This is a genomic window from Gluconobacter sp. P5B12 (assembly GCF_018812035.1).
In the GTDB taxonomy this organism is placed as follows: domain Bacteria; phylum Pseudomonadota; class Alphaproteobacteria; order Acetobacterales; family Acetobacteraceae; genus Gluconobacter.
The window spans coordinates 130224-153556 of the sequence record NZ_JACRVV010000003.1 but is presented as its reverse complement, the minus strand read 5'-3'; the positions used below and the strand labels follow the sequence as shown (position 1 = coordinate 153556).

The 23333-nt window shown below is 55.7% G+C and carries 17 protein-coding genes and 2 tRNA genes; 3 read left to right on the top strand and 16 right to left on the bottom strand.

Annotated features, from left to right (window positions below; translation table 11 throughout):
• Nucleotides 1-5 precede the first annotated feature (5 nt).
• The 15 genes from dnaE to KP702_RS07450 form a co-directional block, all read right to left on the bottom strand.
• Complete coding sequence (gene dnaE / locus KP702_RS07520) at nt 6-3428, bottom strand: DNA polymerase III subunit alpha (RefSeq protein WP_215768731.1); 3423 nt, start codon at nt 3426-3428, stop codon at nt 6-8.
• A 60-nt stretch (nt 3429-3488) separates the two neighbouring features.
• On the bottom strand, nt 3489-4178 hold the full coding sequence (locus KP702_RS07515; protein ID WP_202207344.1) for an ABC transporter ATP-binding protein: 690 nt from the start codon (nt 4176-4178) through the stop codon (nt 3489-3491).
• Nucleotides 4171-5418, bottom strand: coding sequence for a lipoprotein-releasing ABC transporter permease subunit (locus tag KP702_RS07510; RefSeq protein WP_202207343.1), 1248 nt, complete (start codon nt 5416-5418; stop codon nt 4171-4173). The genes KP702_RS07515 and KP702_RS07510 overlap by 8 nt, the downstream gene beginning before the upstream one ends.
• Nucleotides 5418-6734, bottom strand: a complete 1317-nt coding sequence (proS, locus tag KP702_RS07505) for a proline--tRNA ligase (RefSeq protein ID WP_215768730.1) — start codon at nt 6732-6734, stop codon at nt 5418-5420. Before proS ends, KP702_RS07510 begins: the two co-directional genes overlap by 1 nt.
• An 11-nt stretch (nt 6735-6745) precedes the next feature.
• Complete coding sequence (locus tag KP702_RS07500) at nt 6746-8404, bottom strand: ribonuclease J (RefSeq protein WP_064273152.1); 1659 nt, start codon at nt 8402-8404, stop codon at nt 6746-6748.
• 51 nt (nt 8405-8455) lie between these two features.
• On the bottom strand, nt 8456-9253 hold the full coding sequence (locus tag KP702_RS07495) for a type III pantothenate kinase (RefSeq protein ID WP_046901429.1): 798 nt from the start codon (nt 9251-9253) through the stop codon (nt 8456-8458).
• Nucleotides 9254-9270: 17 nt separating this feature from the next.
• A complete protein-coding gene (locus KP702_RS07490) occupies nt 9271-9993 on the bottom strand; it encodes a biotin--[acetyl-CoA-carboxylase] ligase (RefSeq protein ID WP_202207341.1) in 723 nt (240 codons plus the stop codon).
• 21 nt (nt 9994-10014) lie between these two features.
• A tRNA-Val gene (locus KP702_RS07485) sits at nt 10015-10089 on the bottom strand.
• 70 nt (nt 10090-10159) lie between these two features.
• Entirely contained in the window at nt 10160-10447 is a 288-nt protein-coding gene (locus KP702_RS07480) for an HU family DNA-binding protein (RefSeq protein ID WP_007282110.1), read from the bottom strand.
• Nucleotides 10448-10586: 139 nt separating this feature from the next.
• Nucleotides 10587-13127 carry an endopeptidase La gene (gene lon / locus KP702_RS07475; RefSeq protein WP_202207340.1) on the bottom strand — a complete coding sequence of 847 codons (2541 nt, stop codon included), beginning with the start codon at nt 13125-13127 and terminating at the stop codon, nt 10587-10589.
• A gap of 158 nt (nt 13128-13285) precedes the next feature.
• Nucleotides 13286-14551, bottom strand: a complete 1266-nt coding sequence (gene clpX, locus KP702_RS07470; protein WP_202207339.1) for an ATP-dependent Clp protease ATP-binding subunit ClpX — start codon at nt 14549-14551, stop codon at nt 13286-13288.
• 199 nt (nt 14552-14750) lie between these two features.
• Complete coding sequence (locus KP702_RS07465) at nt 14751-15395, bottom strand: ATP-dependent Clp protease proteolytic subunit (RefSeq protein ID WP_046901425.1); 645 nt, start codon at nt 15393-15395, stop codon at nt 14751-14753.
• 131 nt (nt 15396-15526) lie between these two features.
• On the bottom strand, nt 15527-16858 hold the full coding sequence (gene tig, locus KP702_RS07460; protein WP_202207338.1) for a trigger factor: 1332 nt from the start codon (nt 16856-16858) through the stop codon (nt 15527-15529).
• Nucleotides 16859-16914: 56 nt separating this feature from the next.
• Nucleotides 16915-16999, bottom strand: a tRNA-Leu gene (locus tag KP702_RS07455).
• A gap of 69 nt (nt 17000-17068) precedes the next feature.
• Nucleotides 17069-18538 (bottom strand): NAD(P)H-hydrate dehydratase, encoded by a 1470-nt coding sequence (locus KP702_RS07450; RefSeq protein WP_252348599.1) that lies wholly within the window; start codon nt 18536-18538, stop codon nt 17069-17071.
• Between the two features lie 157 nt (nt 18539-18695).
• Between KP702_RS07450 and KP702_RS07445 the strand changes: the two genes are divergently transcribed.
• From KP702_RS07445 to KP702_RS07435, 3 genes are all read left to right on the top strand, one after another.
• Complete coding sequence (locus KP702_RS07445; RefSeq protein ID WP_211496937.1) at nt 18696-19148, top strand: hypothetical protein; 453 nt, start codon at nt 18696-18698, stop codon at nt 19146-19148.
• 89 nt (nt 19149-19237) lie between these two features.
• Complete coding sequence (locus KP702_RS07440; RefSeq protein ID WP_373687835.1) at nt 19238-21697, top strand: DEAD/DEAH box helicase; 2460 nt, start codon at nt 19238-19240, stop codon at nt 21695-21697.
• A complete protein-coding gene (locus tag KP702_RS07435; protein ID WP_252348617.1) occupies nt 21690-23015 on the top strand; it encodes a class I SAM-dependent RNA methyltransferase in 1326 nt (441 codons plus the stop codon). The genes KP702_RS07440 and KP702_RS07435 overlap by 8 nt, the downstream gene beginning before the upstream one ends.
• On the opposite strand, the gene KP702_RS07430 is transcribed toward KP702_RS07435, so the two are convergent.
• Nucleotides 22960-23316 carry an iron-sulfur cluster assembly accessory protein gene (locus tag KP702_RS07430; protein WP_046901420.1) on the bottom strand — a complete coding sequence of 119 codons (357 nt, stop codon included), beginning with the start codon at nt 23314-23316 and terminating at the stop codon, nt 22960-22962. The two genes, KP702_RS07435 and KP702_RS07430, sit on opposite strands and share 56 nt — an antisense overlap.
• Nucleotides 23317-23333: the final 17 nt, after the last annotated feature.

The window sequence follows — 23333 nt, the reverse complement described above, 5'->3', positions numbered from 1 at the left end:
CTGGTTTATCGTTGTTCAGCCTTCTCTACGCCACGGATGGTGCGCATCCGCTCAGCCAACCGAGGCGTCACGCGATATGTCCCGGGCAGAAGGATTTCCACATCCTGTGTCTCTTCCAGAGAAGGAAGCAGTACGACACGACCATGTCCGCCACGCATTTCTTCAAGCATTTCGGAAAGACTGGGCAAAGCGGCGGACTGGCAGAGCCACACCCGCATTTCAGACCGCTCAGCAGCAGCCGCGACCTCCAGATCCATGACACTCTGTGCCGTAATCCGCAGAGCGTCCCCGTCCAGTTTGAGTTCAGCCTGCACAAGAATAGCTTGCCCTGCGACCAAGAGATCTCGGCAGGACATCAATGTCTCAGCGAAGAGCGTGACTTCACAGCCACCGCCACTATCCGAGAGATTGACCCACGCCATCTTCTTGCCAGTCCGGGTAGGACGCTCTTTCTTATCCACGACACATCCAGCGATCTTGACGCGGGTACTTCCTGTTTTTGCAGCATTTTCCAGTGCGTTGGATGGTGTGACACCCAGACGTCTAAGGACCGTACGGTATGCGTCCAGAGGATGGGCGCTCATATGGAAGCCAATAGCAGACGCTTCCAGCGAAAGACGTTCGAAATCCGGCCAAGGGCGCCCCTCATTCAGACGGAGAATTTCCCGCTCCTGTCCGCTCCCGCCAAACAGACCCGTCTGACCAACCTGCTGTTCCTGCGCTCTCGCCTGCGCCCGGCGGATGAGGATGTCCGCACTCGCGAATACGGTGTGGCGGTCTTTAAGAAGACTATCAAAAGCTCCTGATTTTGCGAGATTTTCTATCTGGATTTTGTTAATGCTTTTAGGGTCACATCGCTCTGCAAAATCTGTCAGATCCTTGAAAGGACGGTCCCCGCGAACTGCCACCACCGCCTCCATGGCGGCAGTCCCGACGCGCTTGATCGCTGAAAGCGCATAACGAATGCCCTGACGCCCGTCCTCCAGTGTCTCAATGGAGAAATCCGCCATTGAGCGATTGATATCAACGGGAAGCACCGAGATGTTCATACGCTTTGCTTCCTGATAAAGCGCAGCGAGTTTATCCGTCTTTTCCCGTGCCAGAGACATACAGCCAGCAAGGAATGCGACTGGATGGTTCGCCTTCATCCAGGCCGTTTGATATGAAACCAGAGCATAGGCAGCGGCATGTGACTTGTTAAAGCCGTAGTCCGCAAAACGAGCCATAAGATCAAAGACTTCTACGGCTTTATCTTTTGGAATTCCTCGGGCCGTAGCGCCGTCAGTGAAGATCTCGCGTTGCTTCTCCATTTCAGACGCAATCTTCTTGCCCATGGCGCGTCTCAGAAGGTCAGCACCACCGAGGCTGTATCCCGCCATTTTCTGAGCGATCTGCATGACCTGTTCCTGGTAGACCATGATCCCATAGGTCTCTTCCAGAATATCCCGAATTTCTTCGTGAGGCGGCTCCCATGCCTCGCCATGTTTGCGCCGACAATAGTCCGGAATGTTGGCCATCGGCCCCGGTCGATACAACGACACACCGGCAATCAGATCTTCCAGACGGCTGGCGGCCATCTGTTTGAGCATATCGCGCATGCCCGCGCCTTCAAACTGGAAGACACCAGCCGTGTCTCCCTTCGCGAGCATTTCAAAAGTCTTTTTATCGTCTAACGGGATACGTGAGAGATCGACTATAATTCCTTGTTCTTTAAGGAAATCCAGACCACGCTTCAGAATTGTTAATGTCGTCAGACCAAGGAAGTCGAACTTGACCAGTCCGGCCTGCTCAACAAACTTCATGTTGTACTGGGTGACCAGCATGTCGCTCTTCGGATCTCGATAAAGCGGCACCAGTTCGACCAGTTCTCGGTCGCCAATCACGACGCCTGCGGCATGTGTTGAGGCGTGCCGATAGAGACCTTCAAGCTGAAGAGCAATTTCCAGAAGCCGCTTCAAAGCTTCATCGCTGTCTCGCATCTCCTGCAGGCGCGGTTCGCCCTCAATCGCCTGCGCCAGTGTCACTGGTTTGGCAGGGTTATTTGGGATCAATTCCGCAACCCGGTTAACCATGCCGTAAGGCAAACCAAGTACACGACCAACGTCCCGGACGGCAGCTTTGGCCTGAAGCTTACCGAAGGTAATGATCTGAGCGACACGGCTTCCACCGTATTCCTCACGAACATAGCGGATAACTTCGTCTCGCCGGTCCTGACAGAAGTCGATATCAAAGTCAGGCATCGAGACACGTTCCGGGTTCAGGAAGCGCTCGAACAGCAAGCCGAAGGGTAGCGGATCAATATCAGTGATGGTCAGTGCATACGCCACCAGTGAGCCTGCACCCGATCCACGCCCAGGCCCTACGGGAATATCATGCGCTTTTGCCCACTGAATGAAGTCGGCAACGATCAGGAAGTAACCGGGGAAACCCATCTTCGCGATGATGTCGAGTTCAGTCTGCAGCCGATCTGAGTAGATTTTTCTTTTGTCTTCGTCCGCACTGATCGCTTCAAGGCGCTTTTCCAGCCCTTCCCATGCCATAGCACGAAGCGTTTCTTCTTCCGTTGAACCCTCACGAACCTTCGGGCAAATCGGAAGAAGTGGCTTTCGCGTACACGCAGCGACGGCACATTTCTGCGCAATGATCAGCGTGTTATCACAAGCTTCCGGCAAATCCTTGAAGATCTCACGCATCTCAGCCGGCGTCTTGAACCAGGCCTGCGGGGAAACGTGCCAACGATCGGCTTCGGCCATCGTCCGCCCCTGGGCAATACAGATAAGCGCATCATGGGCTTCGTGCATCTGCGGCGTCGGGAAGAAGCACTCATTGGTAGCGACAAGGGGAATATCAAGCTTGTCCGCGAGTGGGATCAGAACGCTTTCGATTTCGCGTTCACCCGCCGCGCCGAAGCGATTGAGTTCCACCGCAATATTACCTGGAAAAGCGTCTGCCAGACGACGCAGCAGTTCTTCTGCCTCACCTTTCTGCTCGTCATAAATCAACCGATTGATCGGCCCACGATTGCCGCCAGTCAGAAGAAACAACCCGTCGGCATGCTGACACAGCACATCCACAGCGATTGTTGGATCAGCCGGATCGCCATTCAGAAAGCCCTCAGAGGACAGGATCTGGAGATTGGCCAGTCCCGTCTCGTTCCGGGCCAGCACCACCAGCGGCTCAGAAGGAGCTCCGGGCTTGGTGCTGCGCGATGGAAGTGAGAGCTGGCAGCCCACAATTGGCTGTACACCGCTGCTTCGGCAGTAAAGAGAAAATTCCAGAGCACCAAATAGGTTGCCACTGTCCGTCAATGCAACGGCAGGCATACCGTTCTTCACAGCCAGACTAACCAGATCTGGAATGCGAATGGCGCCCTGGCTCAGGGAGTAAGCTGAGTGATTACGGAGATGGACAAAATCGGCATGAGGCATGCCTCTATTCTATCAGGACCGGCGAGCAGATACAGCGCTCTTCTTGCCGGTCACCTCAACTCAAAACGGTACGAGCTTCCCATCCCGTAACGTCACCGTCCGGTCCATACGGGCCGCAAGTTCCTGATTATGCGTTGCAATCAGTGCTGCAACGCCTTCCTCACGAACGGCACGCAATAGCTCATCAAAAACGTGATCAGACGTCCCAACATCCAGATTACCGGTTGGCTCATCCGCAAGGAGAAGTTTTGGCCTGTTGGCTAAGGCCCGCGCAATAGCAGTCCGCTGCTGCTCACCGCCAGACAGGCGGCCGGGCAGAGAATTCAGGCGATGAGACAATCCAAAACGTCCCAATAGATCTTCGGCACGCGCCTTCGCCACCTTTGCGGACACACCCGCAACCAACTGGGGCAACATGACATTCTCGCGTGCCGTGAACTCACCTAACAAATGGTGAAACTGATACACAAACCCGATTTGATCACGTCGGACAGCAGTGCGAACGCTATCACTCAGTCCACTTACGGCGTTGCCACTGATATAAACTGTACCTTCGGTGGGAGCTTCCAACAGCCCGGCGAGATGCAAGAGCGTAGATTTTCCGGTCCCGCTCGGCGCCACAAGGGCGACAATTTCACCGGGGTAAAGCGTAAACTCGGCATTCGATAGAATTTCGAGCGTTTCTTCGCCTGACCGAAAACGACGCGTCAGATTCTCCAGCTTTAATGCTGGCACCTGTGCCTCACTCATGACGCAACGCCTCAATTGGATCAGTTCGCGCTGCTCTCCAGGATGGATACAGCGTTGCGAGAAGAGAAAGCACCAGAGACATGGCAATCACTTCTCCAACCTGCGACCAGACCAGCTTCGCCGGAAGACGCTCGAGAAAGTAAACTTCCGGGTTGAACAGGTTGGTTCCGGTAAGAGACTGGAGCCACTGCCGGATACGTTCGATATTCAGGGCGAACGCAATACCAAGGGCAGAACCAGCAGCCGTCCCGACAATCCCGACAAAAGCACCATTCATGAGGAATATCCGCATGATTGCGCCACGGCTCGCACCAAGCGTTCGTAAAACCGCGATATCACGTGTCTTGTCCTTCACCATCATGATCAAGGACGAGATAACGTTGAAAGCAGCCACCAGAATAATGAGCGTCAGAATGAGGAACATGACGTTCTGCTCAACCGTCACAGCATCAAGGAAGCCGTTCGCGCTCTGCGTCCAGTCCAGAACCCGAAGACGCGGGTCATCAAGGCGTTGCGCGATGGCCTGACGTGTGGGCTGAATGTTCGAAGGGTCGTTGGTTGAGACCTGGATCAGGGAGACGGCGCTCCCGAGCATCAGAAACTTCTGTGCGGCAGGGAGCGGCACCAAAACGATGTTCGAGTTGTAATCGTTCCAGTTGGCATCGAAGATGGCGGCCACATGGTACGTCTTCACGCGCGGCATCGTGCCAAACGGTGTGGCCTGGCCGTCCGGAGACAACAGGGTGATCGGAGAACCGACCGTCAGACCAGCGCGATCGGCCATGGTCGTCCCGATGGCAACAGCATCGTCGCCGGTAAAACGATCAATCGAACCGGCAATAATCCCGTTACTTAGAGCACGCCAATCACGAAGATCCTGCTGGGCGACACCCTGAACCTCTGCACCCGTCGAGTATCGTCCGGCTTCCACGAGCACAGTCCCCTGCGCCATGGGAATGACAGATTTCACTCCAGAAACAGAGCGGATAGCCTCGACGTCGTTCTGATAGGCTTCAATAGGGCGACCGTAGCCAAACACAGTGAGATCACCGTGAAGGCCAAGGATACGCCCCATGAGATCGGCCTTAAACCCGTTCATCACCGACATGACGATGATGAGCGTGGCCACTCCAAGCGCAATTCCGACCAGTGAGAAAACTGCAATGATCGAGGCGAAGCGTTCGCCACGGCGGGCACGCAGATAGCGCCCCGCCACCATACGCTCGAAGCGGCCGAACATCAGGCTGCTCCGATCTTGGCCAGCGCTTCAGCCACCGGCAGTTCGAACCGGTCACCGTCTGCACGGCGCTTCAGTTCAACCTTGCCTTCCTTGGCACCGCGCGGACCAACGATGATCTGCCAGGGATGGCCCATCAGGTCGGCATCATTGAACTTCACGCCTGCACGCTCGGAGCGGTCATCGTACATGAAGTTCTCTGGATCGGCCCCGTAGATCTCTTCGCAGATTGCATCGCAGGCTTCGTCGCCTGGACGCAGGTTCAGGATCGCGGCCTTATATGGAGCAACAGAAGCTGGCCAGATGATGCCCGCATCGTCGTGAGACGCTTCGATGATCGCACCCACCAGACGGGAGACACCGACGCCATAAGACCCCATGTGAGGCGAGAATTTCGTCCCGTCGGCACCGCTGACTTCGATACCCATGGATTCCGTGTACTTGGTGCCGAAGTAGAAGATGTGGCCGACTTCGATGCCACGCCCTTCTCGCTTCCGGTCATCCGGCACTTCCGCCCAGGCAGCCTCGTTGTGCTTCTCATCAGTTGCGGCATAGTGATCCGTCACGGAAGAGAAAAATGCGGCGAGATCTTCCTCGTTATCACAGTCAACCGGCCGTCCCAGCCAATCCTGTTCTTCAAGGGCAGCGTCAAAGAATACGCCACTTTCACCAGTTGGTGCGAGAACCAGGAACTCATGGCTGAGATCACCACCGATCGGGCCGGTATCAGCAACCATCGGAACAGCGCGAACACCGAGACGCTGGAAGATCCTCAGATAAGACAGCATCATGCGGCGATAGCTGTTAACCGCGCCCTGATAGTCTGCATCGAAGGAATAGGCATCCTTCATGAGGAACTCACGACCGCGCATCACACCGAAGCGGGGACGCACCTCATCACGGAACTTCCACTGAATATGATACAGTGCCTTAGGAAGCTGCTTGTAGGAACTGACGGAAGATCCGAAAATATCCGTGATCATTTCCTCGTTCGTCGGTCCGTAAAGCAGCTCACGACCATGACGGTCCTGAATGCGGAGCATCTCCGGACCATAAGCGTCATAACGCCCTGAACGACGCCACAGATCAGCAGACTGAAGCGTCGGCATCAGGACTTCCTGAGCCCCGATTGCATCCTGCTCTTCGCGGATGATCTGCTCGATGTTCCGAAGAACACGCAGGCCCGCTGGCAACCAGGCATAAATACCCGAGGAGGTCTGGCGAACCAAACCTGCACGTAGCATCAGGCGATGAGACGCAATTTGCGCCTCCGCCGGAACTTCCTTCAGCGTCGGCTGAAAGGCTTTACTCAGACGCATACTCTATTCTCTCAGACGCGCAGCAGATGAACATCGACAAGCGGACGCTTCTGGAGCTTGCGCCCCAGGGCACGGCGCAGAGCCGTCTTGGCCGCATCACGGAATGCCGTGTCGTCCTTTCGCAGTTCATCAGGAATTTCGTCAATAGAATCAGCGAATTCTTCCTGAATGCGAATGCTTTCCGGATCTTCCGATTCCAGAAGGCCTGGCGCGCTGATCTTTGGCTCACCGATCACATAGCCTTCGTCATCAACAGCGAAACTCGCAAGAACCATGCCGTTGAAGAGCATCTTGCGACGTGCTGCCAGAACGCCACCCGTCATGGGCAGAAGACGACCGCCATCCAGCGCCAAACGACCAGTCGGTGCCGTATCGACAACCTTCACTTCACCCGGCGACAGGTTCAGGATGTCGCCATCTTCCAGCAGGATCGGATCAGAACCCATTTCATGGGCCAGAGCCGCGTGAGCCGTCAGATGACGCCATTCGCCATGCGTCGGGATGCTGTATTTCGGACGGACAATGCCATACAGAACGCGAATATCATCGCCCGTTGCATGACCGGACGTGTGAACCTTCGCGTCCTTGTCCGTCAGAACAGTCACACCACGACGGGACAGGTTGTCCTGCACAGCCATGACAGCCTGCTCATTCCCCGGAATGACGCGAGAGCTGTAAATGACCGTGTCACCCTCACCCAGCGAAATATTCGGATGAGTATCGGATGCAATACGGGACAGTGCAGAACGAGGCTCGCCCTGGCTTCCCGTGATGATCATCAGAAGGTTGTCATCATGGACGTCGCGTGCGTCCTGCTCCGTCAGGAACGGCGGCAGATCGCTGAAGTAACCGCACTCACGGGCAGCAGTTTCAAGATTACGCAAGGAACGGCCCACGATCATGACAGCACGACCAGCCGCCATGGCAGCCTTCGCAATGCTCTCAACGCGCGCCACGTTGCTGGCAAAGCACGTTACGGCCACACGCCCCTGAAGGCTTGTGATCAGATCCGTCAGGCCCTTGCGAACGTCAGCTTCCGACTCTGAGCGACCTTCCTTCATGACGTTGGTGCTATCACCCACCATCGCCAGAACGCCTTCGTCACCCAGACGACGGAACTCTTCCAGATCTGTCACCGGGCCAACAAGCGGATTTTCGTCCAGCTTCCAGTCGCCTGTATGAACGATCAGCCCGTGAGGTGTCCGCAGAGCAACTGCCTGCGCTTCCGCGACAGAGTGCGTCACCGACACAAACTGGAGATCAAACGGGCCGACATGGAAACGCGAGCCCGGCATCACCACATGAATTTTTACCTGATTAACCAGATGCGCTTCATGCAGCTTGCGGCGCAGTACTGCGGCAGCGAACGGCGTGGCATAAACCGGGCAGCGCAGATAAGGCCAGAGATGGGCTACTGCACCCAGATGATCTTCATGGGCATGTGTAATGACCAGCCCACACAGATCCTTTGCGCGGTCCGCGATAAACGTCGGGTCCGGCATCAGCACTTCAGCTTCAGGCGTGTCGTTACCTGAGAAGCCAATGCCGCAATCGATGGCGAGCCAGGTTTCCTTACTGTTTTTAGTGAGGCGGTAGAGATTGAAATTCATGCCGATCTCGCCCGTCCCGCCCAAAGGCAGGAAGGACAAACCGTCAGGTGTATCCGTCATAGTTATTCCTTACGTGTGTTACCATCATGAGCGATATTCATTGCCGAAAGCCTACATGCCTTCGGGGGAATTTGAGATCGGCAGGAGCGCATTGCGGTCCGCCAGAAGACGGAGGCCATCCAGGGTCAGATCCGGGGCCATCACGTCAAACAGGTTGGTGCCCTCTGAAAACAGAGGCGCAAGACCGCCTGTTGCAACAATCTTGGGGCGTCCGCCCATTTCTTCGGAAATTCTTCCTACGATCCCTTCAACCAGGCCAACATAGCCCCAGAAGAGTCCGGAACGCATGGCAACGCTTGTGCTTCGGCCAATTGCGTTCAGAGGGCGCCCGATGCTCATCCGTGGCAATCGAGCGGCCGCTCTGTGCAAGGCATCAATGGACAGATTGACGCCCGGAGCAATCGCCCCACCACAGTATTGACCGTATTCATTCACGACATCAAACGTTGTTGCCGTGCCAAAATCAACAACAATGAGCGGGCCACCATAAAAGTGCTGGGCTGCCAGACCGTTCAATCGACGATCCGCACCAAGTTCTGCCGGGTTATCGACTAGCGCTTCAATGCCCCAATCCAAGCCAGCATTGGCCACAAGTGGCTCCACATCGAGCCACTGGCGACAGAAACGCCGCAAATCATACAATGCTGCGGGAACAACAGTTCCGATAATCGCGCGCGTGACAGACGCAGGCGTCAGCCCAATACGATCGAAAAGGCCCAGTAACCAAACGGCATATTCATCTGCTGTACGGGAGTCGCTGGTGGACATGCGCCACTGACCGATCCACGACTGACCGTCGTGGACGGCAAACACAACGTTGGTGTTGCCAGCATCAATGACGAGAAGCACGTTCCGATCCGGTCCCTTTAACCCAGCAGGATATCACCTGTTACGACCGGTATGGTTTCACCACCCGGGAGAGCGAGAAGCAGTCGCCCCTGTTCATCCAACCCTGAAAATGAACCTGTTATATAAGTTTCACCACGCTGAACCGCAAGATGACGTCCAACCGGATGCGCTCTTTCGAGCCATGCCCGACGAATGACTTCGAAACCATGATCATTCCACGCGGCAATCCAGCGGTCCATTTCCGCCGTCAGTGCCTCGCCAAACTTGATGGGATCGACTGAAGGAGCGACCTCGGAAAGGGCTGCCAACTGACGACCAGGGACGTCAGGCGCCTGCGCCAGGTTTGCACCAATACCGACAACAACCCACCTGTTAGACGCAATACCACCCGCCTCAATCAGAACTCCCGCCATTTTGCGTTCATTCAAGAGCAGATCATTTGGCCATTTCAGCAAAAACTCTGCTTTTGAAGGGCAGAAACTCTGCGCTGTTTCGTAAAGCGCCAAAGCGGTCAGAAACGGGCACGCAATCAAAAATTTTTCAAGATTTTGCGGTTTGAACAATAGAGAAATTGCCAGATTACCGCCGGGATCTACCCAACTGCGACCTCGGGTTCCACGCCCTGATGTTTGGAAAAGTGCCTGAACGGCGAGCCTCTCGGGGGCTCCAGCCTCAGCTTTCTCTTTACAGAGATCGGAAGTCGATCCCAACGTCTCATAAACTTCGAAACGCCAGGCCATAGTCAAAAAACAGTCTTCATGTGGTGGGCGATGACAGGATTGAACTGCCGACCCTCTCGGTGTAAACGAGACGCTCTACCGCTGAGCTAATCGCCCTCTGAAAACACGTGGCCTATATACACGGTTCTGAGCACCCGTAAAGGCACTCAGAACCAAAAAAGCGAAATTATTCGCTTACGGCGTCCTTAAGACCTTTGCCCGGCTTGAAACGGACAGAGGTGGATGCCGGAATGTCGATCTCTTCGCCCGTACGCGGGTTACGGCCCTTGGCGGCCTTACGCGTAGCGGTCACGAAGCTACCGAAACCAACCAGACGAACTTCCTGCTTCTTGGCAAGCGTCTTCTCGATCGTGCTGAACACCGCATCGACAACTTCGCTGGCCTTGGCCTTCGGAAGATCGGCGGCGTCAGCAACGGCGGCGATCAGTTCCTGCTTGTTGAGGGGCTTCTCCATGATGTGCCTTTCTGGTGTTAAGAGCACCTGAGCCAACCTCCGAAGAGTCTTGCGGCTCAGGCGCTTGTTCGATCTGCGGCCGCACTATGAAGCGCTTTTTGGCCGCGTCAACTGTTAGAATCGTATAAGAACCCAACCGTTAGTGCGGAAGTGCCCTTGGAGCCACTTTCTCAGCCGAAATTCCGCCTACAGGATCGACATTTTCATCCCATTCAATCGCCTCAGGCATACGCGTGAGAGCAATTTTCAGAACGTCGTCGACGTGACTGACTGGAATAATCTTGAGAGCATGGCGGACATTCTCAGGAACCTCGGCAAGATCCTTTTCATTATCCTTCGGGATAAGAACAGTTTTGATCCCTGCCCGAAGCGCTGCAAGCAGCTTTTCTTTCAAGCCACCAATTTCCAGCACACGACCACGCAGCGTAATTTCGCCCGTCATCGCCACATCTCTACGGATGGGAATCTGCGTCAGAATACTGACAAGAGACGTAGCAAGCGCAATACCTGCGGACGGACCGTCCTTCGGCGTAGCCCCCTCTGGAAGATGCACGTGGATGTCGCGCTTCTCGAAAAGAGGTGGCCGGATGCCGAAGTCCTGAGCTCGTGATCGGACGTAAGACAGGGCGGCCGAGATGCTCTCCTGCATCACTTCCCCCAGCTTGCCAGTCTGCTTCACCTGCCCCTTTCCAGGCACCATGACGCTCTCAATCGTCAAGATCTCGCCGCCGACCTGCGTCCAGGCAAGTCCGGTCACGACACCAACCATATCTTCCGTCTCGGTCTCACCATGACGGAAGCGGCGGACACCTGCGTATTTTTCCAGGTTGTCCGGCGTGATCTCAACATGCGTCACACCCGTCGTGATGATTTCCTTCACGGCCTTACGAGCCAATCGGGCAATCTCACGCTCGAGATTTCTGACGCCAGCCTCACGCGTGTAGGAGCGGATCAACTCCATCAGCGTCTCATCGGAAACAGACCATTCATCCGGCTTGAGATTGTGGGCCTCAGCCTGCTTTGACAGCAGATGACGACGCGCGATCTGGACCTTCTCATCTTCCGTGTACCCGGAGAGATTGATGATCTCCATACGATCCAGCAGTGGCTGCGGCATGTTCAGGCTGTTAGCCGTCGTCACGAACATGACATCCGAGAGATCGTAATCGACTTCCAGATAGTGATCGGCAAACGTTGAGTTCTGCTCTGGGTCCAAGACCTCCAGAAGTGCAGACGAAGGATCACCTCTCCAATCCGCGCCTAGCTTGTCGATCTCATCCAGCAGGAACAGCGGATTAGACGTTTTCGCTTTCTTCATGCCCTGAATAATTTTTCCAGGCATGGACCCGATATACGTCCGGCGATGGCCGCGAATTTCCGATTCGTCGCGCACACCACCCAGAGACATCCGAACATACTGACGGCCCGTTGCCTTGGCGATAGACCGTGCGAGAGACGTTTTACCAACGCCCGGCGGCCCTACGAGGCACAGGATTGGTCCCTTGATCTTCTGGGAACGCGTCTGCACGGCAAGATACTCAAGGATACGCTCCTTGACCTTCTCCAGACCGTAATGTTCGGCTTCAAGTACACCTTCAGCGTGCGTGAACTCCTTGGTGATCTTGGAACGCTTTTTCCACGGGATACCCAACAGCCAGTCCAGATAATTCCGGACGACCGTGCTTTCTGCTGACATCGGGCTCATGCCACGGAGTTTTTTCAGCTCGGCATGGGCCTTTTCCTTGGCTTCACGACTCAGGCGCGTCTTGTTGATCTTCTCTTCAAGCTCGGCAAGTTCGTCCTTGCCATCCTCGCCTTCCCCAAGCTCCTTCTGGATCGCCTTAAGCTGCTCATTGAGATAATATTCGCGCTGCGTCTTCTCCATCTGCCGTTTCACGCGGTTCCGGATACGCTTCTCAACCTGCAGAACACCAATCTCTGTCTCAATATGAGCAAAGACCTGCTCCAGACGCTGCTCAGCAGAGGCCATCTCGAGAATTTCCTGCTTTTCGGAAATCTTGAGATTCAGATGGCTGGCAATTGTGTCCGCGAGCTTTGACAGATCCTCGATCTGGTTGATCGAGACCATGACTTCAGGCGGGATCTTCTTGTTGAGCTTGATATACTGCTCGAACTGGGAAACCGTTGAGCGGCCCAGAGCTTCCAGATCGCTGCCAGGAGTAGCCGACAAAGGCTCCTCCGCAATTTCTTTCACTTCAGCTTCGAAGTGACCGTCCACGTCGAACAGACGCGTGATCTCAACACGACGGGTTCCTTCGACCAGAACCTTAACGGTGCCGTCCGGCAGCTTCAGCAACTGAAGGATGGTGGAAACCGTGCCGTACCGGTAAATGTCGTCAGCAGAAGGGTCATCCTGCGAAACATCTTTCTGCGCAACAAGCAGGATCTGCTTGCTGTCACGCGTGACCGTTTCCAGCGCCTTGACAGACTTTTCCCGGCCGACGAACAGCGGAACAATCATGTGTGGAAACACAACAATGTTCCGCAGCGGCAGTACAGCCATAACATCCGGACGCGAAGCCGGAGCGGCCTCAGGCACAGCCTCTACTGGAGCGGCAGCTTTGGCTCGCGGCTTGCGGGCAGGCTTCTTTTCTACAACAGCAGCGTCGTCCACCTTCTTTGTGCGACGGCGCGTTTTAGGCTTGGTATCGTCAGTCATTCACTTGATCTCCATAGGGACGATCCCACGGCCTCCGCCTGCCTGGCAGCGCGAACACCGTGATGTCTCTTCATGCAGAAAAGGCACGAATTCAGACAGCATCTATCCAGAATGTCGGAACGAAAAGGCCGTCTGACAAGACGGCCCCTTCAACACTCTTAGGCAGACTGCTCAGCCGGCTCGCTTTTGCCTTTCCCATACACATACACAGGGTTGGCTTTGCTTTCCGCCACTTCACGATTGATGACGACTTCCTCAACGCTGTCCAGCCCAGGAAGATCGAACATTGTTCCCAGAAGAATATTCTCCATGATCGACCGAAGGCCACGTGCACCTGTCTTACGTTCGATGGCACGCTTCGCGATGGCGGAAAGTGCGTCTTCCGTGAATGTCAGCTTGACGCCTTCCATTTCGAAGAGACGCGCATACTGCTTGGTCAACGCATTCTTGGGCTTGCTCAAAATCTGGATCAAAGCAGCTTCATCCAGATCATTCAGGGCCGCGATGACAGGCAGACGACCAATGAACTCTGGAATCAGCCCAAATTTGAGAAGATCTTCAGGTTCGACAGTCTGAAGGATCGCTCCCAGACGGCGCTCGTCTTCAGAACGCACATCTGCCCCAAAACCGATACCTGAGCCTTTCCCACGCGCTGCAATGATCTTGTCCAGCCCCGCGAAGGCACCACCGCAGATGAACAGCATGTTCGTCGTATCCACCTGCAGGAACTCCTGCTGAGGATGCTTGCGGCCACCCTGCGGCGGAACGGACGCAACGGTCCCTTCCATCAGCTTGAGCAGTGCCTGCTGTACACCTTCGCCCGACACATCACGCGTGATGGAGGGGTTATCGGACTTACGAGAAATCTTATCGATTTCATCGATGTAGACGATGCCACGCTGCGCACGCTCAACGTTATAGTCTGATGCCTGAAGAAGCTTCAGGATGATGTTTTCAACGTCCTCGCCCACATAACCGGCTTCGGTCAGCGTCGTGGCATCAGCCATGGTAAACGGCACATCGAGAATACGAGCCAGCGTCTGAGCCAGCAGCGTCTTGCCTGTTCCGGTCGGGCCAATCAGAAGAATGTTCGACTTCGCGATCTCGATGTCATTGCTCTTCTGAGCATGGGCCAGACGCTTGTAGTGGTTATGAACGGCCACAGAAAGCGCGCGCTTGGCCTCGAACTGACCAATGACGTAATCGTCCAGAACCTTGCAGATTTCTTTTGGCGTCGGAACACCGTCTCGGGACTTCACGAGATGCGTTTTATGCTCCTCGCGAATGATGTCCATGCACAACTCAACGCATTCATCACAGATGAAAACTGTCGGGCCAGCGATCAGCTTGCGCACTTCGTGCTGGGATTTCCCACAGAACGAGCAATACAGGGTGTTTTTGGAATCGCCGGATTTGTTGCTCATCGCTGTTCCTCTTTCCCCTCACGCACGCACCGACCACTTTTCGGCAGCAGACATGCGGAAGCACTTAAAACTCTAGGCCGAGGTCTCAGCCTTCGGCAACCCCGAAGCCCTGGGCTCCAAGACATGAAAAGCGGCATATCGGTATGCCGCTTTTTCTTTCCAAGGGGAGCAACCTTCTCCCCTGTCACTTCAAACAAACTCAATCCTGACTGGCTGCCACGTTGGGGTGACGTCGCACAACAGCGTCAATCAGACCGAATTCTTTCGCTTCTTCAGCAGACAGATAGCTATCACGCTCGAGCTTGCGCTCGATCTCTTCAAGCGTCTGCCCTGTGTGCTCACGATAGATTTCGTTCAGGCGCTGACGGATCAACAGGATCTCACGAGCCTGAATCTCAATATCGGACGCCTGACCCTGTGCTCCACCAGATGGCTGATGCACCATCACGCGCGCATTCGGCAGGCAGTAACGATGCCCCTTCTCGCCACCAGCCAAGAGCAGCGACCCCATGGACGCAGCCTGACCAATGCAGACAGTGCTAACAGGGCAACGAATGTACTGCATCGTGTCATAAATCGCGAGACCAGCGGAAACGACACCGCCAGGGCTGTTGATGTAGAACGAAATTTCCTTGGTCGGATTGACGCTCTCAAGATACAGAAGCTGAGCGCTGATCAAGGATGACACCTGATCGTAAACCGGGCCGGTCAGGAAGATGATACGCTCCTGAAGGAGGCGTGAAAAAATGTCGAAAGCTCGCTCTCCGCGGGCAGTCTGTTCGACCACCATCGGCACCAGAGAGTTGTTGAACACCTCGACGGGATCGCGGTCCCCAATGGTCATACTGTCTGTTCCTCAATGCCCGATGGGCTGTCTGTTCTCTCTAACATGGACCCGAGAGAGCGTTCCGTCAAAGGGAGCAGACAGCAAAACGGGCACTCCTGAGAGTGCCCGTCCTTCTTACGTCAGTACTCTCAGAGCTCGGCAGGCGGGATTTCTGCGAGTTCTTCAGGTGTGACTTCCTTTTCGGTGACGTCAGCCAGCTCGATCAGATAGTCGACAACCTTGTTTTCCAGGATCGGGCCACGAAGCCCTTCAACAGCCTGCGGGTTCTTGGAGAAGAACTCGAAAACCATCTTTTCCTGACCCGGGTAACGCTGAGCTTCCTGCTGCATCGCACCCAGCAGTTCCTCGCGGGACACCTGAATTTCCTGCTTGCGACCAATTTCAGCCAGCAGCAGACCCAGCTTCACGCGGCGCTCTGCAATACGACGGTAATCTGCACGCAGGGTCTCTTCGTCCTTGCCTGCATCTTCCTCGTCCATGCGACCAGCTTCGCGATCCTGCTCGACGCGGGTCCAGATCTGACCGAACTCGGCGTCAACCATGCTCTGCGGGGCTTCAAAGTCGGTCTTCTCAGACAGGGCGTCCAGAAGCTCGCGCTTGATGCGCAGACGGGAAAGCTGCTTGTACTCGCCTTCAGCCTGCTCCGTGATCAGGGAGCGGATCTGCTCGATGCTCTCAAGACCAATGTCCTTGGCCAGATCATCGTTAATTTCCGGATCAACAGGCTTCTTCAGGGACTTCGCCTTGATGTCGAACGTCACAGCCTTACCGGCCAGTTCTTCAGCCTGATAGTCTTCCGGGAACGTCACGTTGATAACGCGCTCTTCCCCGGCCTTCATGCCTTCCATCTGCTCGGCAAAACCCGGAATGAAGCCTTCACCGCCGATTTCGACGTTCACGTCTTCAGCCGTGCCACCGTCAAACGGCGTGCCATCATGCTTACCAACGAAGTCAACGCAGACCACGTCACCCTTTACGGCAGCGCGATCTTCTTCAATGGCGTCAAATTTGCGGCTGCGACGGGCGAGGTCAGCCAGAGCCTTGTTCACGACTTCTTCGTCAACCTTGGAGGTCAGACGCGTCAGCTTCAGACCAGACAGATCAGGAACTGCAATTTCCGGCAGAACTTCAACTTCGATCTTGAATTCCAGATCGCCATCAGAGTCCGGAGCAGAAACCAGTTCGACCTTCGGCTGCATAGCCGCACGGACGTCCTGTTCCTGGAGAAGCTTGCCAACCGTGTCGTTAACAACTTCTTCCATCAGTTCCGCATTCACGGCTGCGCCATGACGCTGCTTGACGAGAGATGCCGGCACCTTGCCCGGACGGAAACCCGGAAGCTTGATCGTGCGTGCAACTTCTGCGAGTCGGGCGGCGCGACGAGCCTGCAGGTCCGCAGACGGGACAACGACAGTGAAGGCGCGCTTAAGTCCTTCGTTGAGCGTGGGCGTAACCTGCATGAGCCAGGCGATCCTCTCGGTCGGGTATGTTAAAATCTCTTCTCAGGAAACCGGGTTGGTACGGGCGGAGGGACTTGAACCCCCACGACTTGCGCCACCAGAACCTAAATCTGGCGTGTCTACCAATTCCACCACGCCCGCTCAGCCCCGTCTCCGGGGTTCGTGTTACCGAACCTTGGAAGCGCGGCCTTTAGCGCATGAAACGCCACTTCACAACAGGGCGGCCATCGGGTTTTTGCTTAAATCCGCCTTTGAAAGCTCTGTCGCGACGCTCCGAGCCTCCCCCAGGGGAAGATCCAGATCCTCTGCGACGGGCCACCCACCGTGATCACGGGATGCCTGTATTCCTGCCTCACCATGCAGCCAGACACCCGCGCAACACGCCTCCCAGGTCTCCATTCCCGCAGCCATCAAAGTCCCAATCACACCCGTCAGTGTATCGCCAGACCCTGCAGTAGCAAGCGCCGATGTGGCGTGCGCGTTGATTGCAATGCGTCCGTCTGGCGCAGCTATGATCGTATCTGAACCCTTCATGACCATCACGGCATTCAACTCACGCGCAGCGTTCAAGGCAGCTTCAGTTCGACTCCCAGTCACAGGGCCAAACAGCTTTTTGAATTCGCCGATATGCGGCGTAACAGCCGCCACACCTTTCAGACGAGAAAGGTCTTCCGCTCCCCACGCCAAAGCACCTGCATCCGCAAGAACCGTTTTTTTTGCGGCCAATAGCGCAGGGAGAACTTCAGAAACCTCTTCAGGAGTCAGGCCGGGTCCGCAGACCCAAACCTTCCGTCGCAAATCTTCCAGCAGGGAGCCAATAGGCTGGTCATCAATGATTAGTCCCGGGTCGCCGAGTCGATAAGCTTCTGCAACTTTTCGGGCTGCGATGCGGACAAGCCCAGCGCCTGTCCGCCTTGCAGCTCGTGCTGCCAGCCTTGTGGCGCCCGGCATAACAGCGCCGCCACAGACACTCACAACGCCGCGTCGATATTTATAGTCTCCCTCTCCGGAGACCGGCAGATCCCAAAGCCCCGGCCAATTGAAGCTGATTTTTGGCGTCAGGCCACTCCATGCCTGCTCAGGCATACCAATATCGGCGCAGACCAGCTCCCCGCACAACCCTCGCCCAGGCTCCAGAAAATGACCTGGCCGCGGCCTCATAAATGTGACCGTCAACGCGCAACTCTGTGCCTGACCGAGCACTTCTCCAGTTTCTCCGGATACGCCACTCGGCATATCGATCGCCACGCGTCGAGGAACAGCTGCCAGCACTGCAGCTACGTCGTCACTGACTGGACGCTTCAACCCGGATCCAAAAACAGCATCAACCAGCAGGTCTGCTCCTTCCAGAGACGCTCCTTCGAATGGCAGTACAGGACCAGACCATCCTGACGCAGCGACAAATGCCGGGCCACCCTCTTTGGGAACACCCATCGCAACCACTCGGACCGACCATCCCCATCGCGCCAGAAGACGGGCCACGACGTAGCCGTCGCCACCGTTGTTACCCGGCCCGCAAACAACGGCCACGCGACATTTCTGAAACCGCTTGCGAATGGCCCGAGCAACGGCCCATCCCGCATTTTCCATAAGTTGCGCGACAGGAACGACGGCAGAAGCGGCATGATCCATCATGTCGCTCTCCTCAGGTGTCAGCAGCGCAAGAGGGTATGGAGGCATAACTCTGTTTTCTCCTGATTCGCGGGTATGCTTACAGAAAGCACAGGCGACATCCGCGTTCCCTATGGCCTTTGGACATTCCCCTCGGGTAACCTCCGGCCGATACATCAGGGATATCCCTGCTCTTCCTTCACCCACCTGACCATGACGAGGATCAATGACGGGTTCACTTCTCTGGAGCCTAGTGCTCGCAATCCATCTTCTGTGCATGACATACTGGATTGGCGGATCGATCTACTCCGCCCTGGTTGTCCGCTCCACAGTTGGCCTGCTCGACCCCGGACCCCGCTCTTCGGTCCTTTTGCAGAACTACACACGCTTTTTCAAAGGTCTCTGGCAGGTTGTGCCTTTTTCCCTGGTAAGCGGCTGGGCACTTGTTTTCCATGAAGGCGGCTTTGCTGCCGTGAACTGGACGATCAATGCCATGCAGTTGATCGGGATTGCCATGGCAGTGGTTTTCATAACAACAGTTCGCGGTCCATTCCTGCGAGCCCGTCGGGCCATGCGCCCTCAGCCTGCTGTTTTTGATACTCTCAGAAACCGTATGATTCTTATGGCTGGCCTTGGTCTTGTGAACATTCTGATTGCAGCCATGGCGCACGGCATGTGATTGTGGTAGCGATATGGCGCTTCATGGGCTGTATCGCTTGCCATTCCAGCGTTTAGCCGATAACGCACCACTTTAAAGTTGCGGGACATGTGCCCGCCCTCAACTCCGGTCCATTCCGTCAGGTCTGTACCGTCAACGAGAGTCTCGAGAGTCATTTGAGCGCGAAAACGACCTCCGGTCCTTCCAAGCCCCGTACCTCTGCCCCTGCAAAACGCGGACGCCCCGTAGGCAGCCGTGCGAAGGCAATCAAGAATTCCCCGATCGAAACGGAAGATGCCGATTCGGCTACTCCTGAGCCGGTCGTAGCTGAAAAGAAGCCTCGCGGCCGTCGTCCCGCAGCTCAAAAGACCGAGACAGAAGCCGTTGCCAACACCGCAACACCTTCTCGTCGGCGCACGAAGGCAGTTGCAATCTCCGAAGAGGAAAGCGCACCAGAAACTGCTGAAGTTGCCCCAGTACGTCGTGGCCGTCGCCCCAAGAGCGAGACGGTTGATACCGACACTGTGAGCACTCCTCGCCGCAAGGCACGCAAGCCAGCTCCGGAAACAACCGAGTCCGTCGAAGCTGTTGCCCCGGAAGCAACCGAAACTCCTGCGCCCAAGCGCCGCGGTCGCAAGCCGAAAGTCGTTAGTGACGCTGTCGTTGAAGAAGTCGCAGCGCCTACTCCCAAAAAGCGCGGTCGTAAACCGAAAGTCGTTGCTACTGAGGCTACACCTGAAGTCTTGGAGCCACCAGAGACACCGAAGCCACGTCGCGGGCGCAAACCCAAAGCTGCTGTCGCAGCCGAGGTATCCGCACCTGAACCAGCAGAAGCCGAGGCACGTCCTGAAGTTGCTCCTCTGGTAGAGGCAGCAGAGGCTCCAGCGAAAGCACCAGCTCGTCGTGGACGCCCTAGGAAGATTCGGCCCGAGGCTGAAGCTCCGGTAACTGCGCCAGCTATTCCGGAAGTGGTCGCTGAGATTAAAGCTGAGCCGGCACAAGCTGAAGTTGTAGTCGCTGTTGAGACCTCAGAAGACCGTCCGCGCTTTGCTGATCTGGGCCTTTCTGACGCCATCATGCGCGCCATTCAGGAACTCGGTTACGAGCATCCGACTCCTATTCAGGCTCAGGCTATTCCTGAAGTTCTGAAGGGACACGACGTTCTGGGTGTTGCCCAAACCGGCACCGGAAAAACTGCGTCTTTCACCCTTCCGATGATTGAGAAGCTGTCTGGTTCTCGCGCTCGGGCCAGAATGCCGCGTTCGCTCATTCTTGAGCCGACACGTGAGTTGGCCCTCCAGGTTGCAGATAATTTCAAGCTTTACGGCAAGCACTTACGCCTGACCCATGCACTGCTGATCGGCGGTGAAAGCATGGCAGAACAACGCGAAGTTCTGAACCGTGGCGTGGACGTCCTGATTGCGACTCCGGGACGTCTTCTCGATCTATTCGGACGCGGCGGCCTGCTGCTGACGCAGACAAGCACGCTCGTTATCGACGAAGCTGACCGTATGCTCGATATGGGATTCATTCCCGATATTGAAAAAATCGTCAGCCTGCTGCCCGCAAATCGTCAGACGCTTTTCTTCTCCGCCACTATGGCGCCGGAAATTCGTCGCCTTGCAGATGCGTTCCTGAGAAATCCGGTACAGATCACGGTCTCCCGTCCATCTTCTGTCGCGACCACGATTGAAGAAGGCCTGATCGTCGTCGAAGAAGACGAGAAGCGCCGGGCACTGCGTAAGCTGCTTCAGGCGCAGAATGTTCAGAACGCCATTGTGTTCTGTAATCGCAAGCGCGACGTCGATATGCTCCAGCGTTATCTGACGAAGCATGGATTCGCCGCAGGCCATCTGCATGGCGATCTTGCACAGTCCTTACGCTTTTCGACGCTTGATAGCTTCAAGTCTGGCGAGCTGAAGATTCTGGTCTGCTCTGACGTTGCCGGGCGTGGAATTGACATCGGCGGTCTGTCGCATGTTTTCAATTTTGATCTGCCGTTCAATGCGGAAGACTATGTGCATCGCATTGGACGCACTGGTCGTGCCGGCAAGCATGGTCATGCCTTCAGCATTGCTGGACCGCGTGATCGCCGCCTCCTCGACGCGATTGAAACCCTGACAGGGAAGGTTATTCCCCGTCTGGAATTCGCCGGAATACAGTCCGTTGACTGGGCTCAGGAAGACGAAAATGGTCGTCTGATTCAGACACCTAAGCAGGCACTCCCATCGCAGGCTTCCGAAGAATCCAGCATTGAGGACGAATCGGAAGGACAGCGCCGTAACAAGCGCCGACGCGGAGGCCGCAAGCGCAATCGTACGGATCGTGACGAGACACAGGTGGCAAACGCGCCACAGTCTGTTGCAACACCCGTTGCACAGCCTGCTCCTCACGATCGCCAGTCCGTTGAACTTGCCCCTGCCTTCGAAAACGATGCGCCAAAGACAGGCTTCGGTGGGGATACACCTGCATTCATGCTGGTGCCTCGGCGACACAGGCTGTCGGTGGCAGCCGAAACAGACCTGACCCTTCCCGTTCAGCACGATGCTCGTCATTACGGTGATGAATAACCCCGGGACCGGAGCTTTTCCCCTCCGGATTGAAGGTTTAGGCGCTGCGGCTGACGGCGTTGCTCATCACGACGGGCATGTTCTTTTTATTCCTGGCACGTTGCCAGGAGAGGAAGTGCTAGCCCGCTTTTCTGGTACGCGTCCGGAACTGATTGAAATTACGGCTCCGTCGTCAGATAGAGTTGCACCTCCGTGCACTCTCTTTGGCGAATGCGGTGGCTGTGCGATTCAACAGATGTCATTACCTGCGCTGCTGGATTGGAAGACAACGCGAGTCGCTGAAGCTCTCACCGCAGCAGGCTTTGAAGATCTTCCTGTTCCGCAGCGTTATCAAACCCCGTCATACACGCGCCGACGCATGGACCTCGCGATCCAGCGTATTCCAGGCGGCGTTATCCTCGGGCTTCATCGACGCAATGGCGATCCGGTGGATATGACGGAGTGTCATGTCCTGCACCCGACCCTTTTTGCTTTGCTGAAGCCACTTCGTGAGGTCCTGTCTTCTCTGGGTGCGTTGACCGGCCGCGGAGGCTTAGTCCTCAATCTTCTGGATAGTGGCCCAGACCTGACGCTTTCGACGCCAGCTGAGTTGACTACCGCTGACCGTACGAAACTTGCCGCCTTCGGGAGGCAACACGGACTGCCGCGGATTTCATGGCAAAACCCGAAAGACCGTTCTATTGAAACGGTCTCACAGACGCGGGCAGTCAAGGAAGCATTTGGAAGCGTGGAAATTACTCCGCCTCCTGCTGCCTTTCTTCAGGCGACTGAAGATGCGGAAAATGCCATTGTACAGGCTGTTGTTGATGGGCTTCCGCCACTCAACAAAAAAGATATCACAGTCGAGCTTTTCGCAGGCTGCGGTACTCTGACATTCCCTATGTCGGAAAAAGGCCGCGTAATAGCGTATGAAGGCGATCTTGCTGCTGCAACTTGCTTAAAGGCAGCAGCAGGCGGCCGACGGGTGGACGGATTCCATCGTGATCTTATGCGTCAGCCTCTTCTGCCTCAGGATCTGAAGTCAACGCGAACTGTCGTTCTTGATCCGCCTTATGCTGGTGCTGGTGCACAGACAATGCCACTCGCCAAATCTGGCGTTAAAGACATCGTGTATGTGAGCTGTAATCCTGCTGCGTTGGAAAAAGATGGCCGCGCATTAAAAGAGGCAGGCTATTCAGTCCTGAACTGGACAATTGTGGACCAGTTCCTCTGGTCCACAGAAGTGGAAACGGTTCTGGTATTTTCACGTGATCCTAAACGGATCAAACGTGAAAACTCTCGCCGCAGCCACAACGTCCCTTCTCATTTGGATTCCTGAAGGTAAATCCGGCTTCGAGATCCTTGATCTCGTAGTCCATGACTGTTCCCGTCAAAAAAAGTGTGGCCTTGCGATCAACAAGCAGGGTCACACCTTGGTCTTCTACGCGCTCGTCCGTTACGGCTGGCTCATCCACAAAAGTCATTTCGTAAGACAGGCCTGAGCAGCCTCGCGTACCGACACCAATGCGTAAAAGTTGTCCCTGATGAGCGCCGGCATAGAGAACGCGCAGCCTCTCAGCAGCACGATCAGACACAGACATCAGAGCGGGAAGTGGTCGACGTGTCAGGGTTTCAGACATGACTTTTGCCCCTCAGA

Bases quoted from the DNA above. Each gene is read 5' to 3' on its own strand.
- dnaE (WP_215768731.1), bottom strand. From the start codon at position 3,428: ATGCCTCATGCCGATTTTGTCCATCTCCGTAATCACTCAGCTTACTCC.
- KP702_RS07515 (WP_202207344.1), bottom strand. From the start codon at position 4,178: ATGAGTGAGGCACAGGTGCCAGCATTAAAGCTGGAGAATCTGACGCGT.
- KP702_RS07510 (WP_202207343.1), bottom strand. From the start codon at position 5,418: ATGTTCGGCCGCTTCGAGCGTATGGTGGCGGGGCGCTATCTGCGTGCC.
- proS (WP_215768730.1), bottom strand. From the start codon at position 6,734: ATGCGTCTGAGTAAAGCCTTTCAGCCGACGCTGAAGGAAGTTCCGGCG.
- KP702_RS07500 (WP_064273152.1), bottom strand. From the start codon at position 8,404: ATGACGGATACACCTGACGGTTTGTCCTTCCTGCCTTTGGGCGGGACG.
- KP702_RS07490 (WP_202207341.1), bottom strand. From the start codon at position 9,993: ATGGCCTGGCGTTTCGAAGTTTATGAGACGTTGGGATCGACTTCCGAT.
- KP702_RS07480 (WP_007282110.1), bottom strand. From the start codon at position 10,447: ATGGAGAAGCCCCTCAACAAGCAGGAACTGATCGCCGCCGTTGCTGAC.
- lon (WP_202207340.1), bottom strand. From the start codon at position 13,127: ATGACTGACGATACCAAGCCTAAAACGCGCCGTCGCACAAAGAAGGTG.
- clpX (WP_202207339.1), bottom strand. From the start codon at position 14,551: ATGAGCAACAAATCCGGCGATTCCAAAAACACCCTGTATTGCTCGTTC.
- KP702_RS07465 (WP_046901425.1), bottom strand. From the start codon at position 15,395: ATGACCATTGGGGACCGCGATCCCGTCGAGGTGTTCAACAACTCTCTG.
- tig (WP_202207338.1), bottom strand. From the start codon at position 16,858: ATGCAGGTTACGCCCACGCTCAACGAAGGACTTAAGCGCGCCTTCACT.
- KP702_RS07450 (WP_252348599.1), bottom strand. From the start codon at position 18,538: ATGCCTCCATACCCTCTTGCGCTGCTGACACCTGAGGAGAGCGACATG.
- KP702_RS07445 (WP_211496937.1), top strand. From the start codon at position 18,696: ATGACGGGTTCACTTCTCTGGAGCCTAGTGCTCGCAATCCATCTTCTG.
- KP702_RS07435 (WP_252348617.1), top strand. From the start codon at position 21,690: ATGAATAACCCCGGGACCGGAGCTTTTCCCCTCCGGATTGAAGGTTTA.
- KP702_RS07430 (WP_046901420.1), bottom strand. From the start codon at position 23,316: ATGTCTGAAACCCTGACACGTCGACCACTTCCCGCTCTGATGTCTGTG.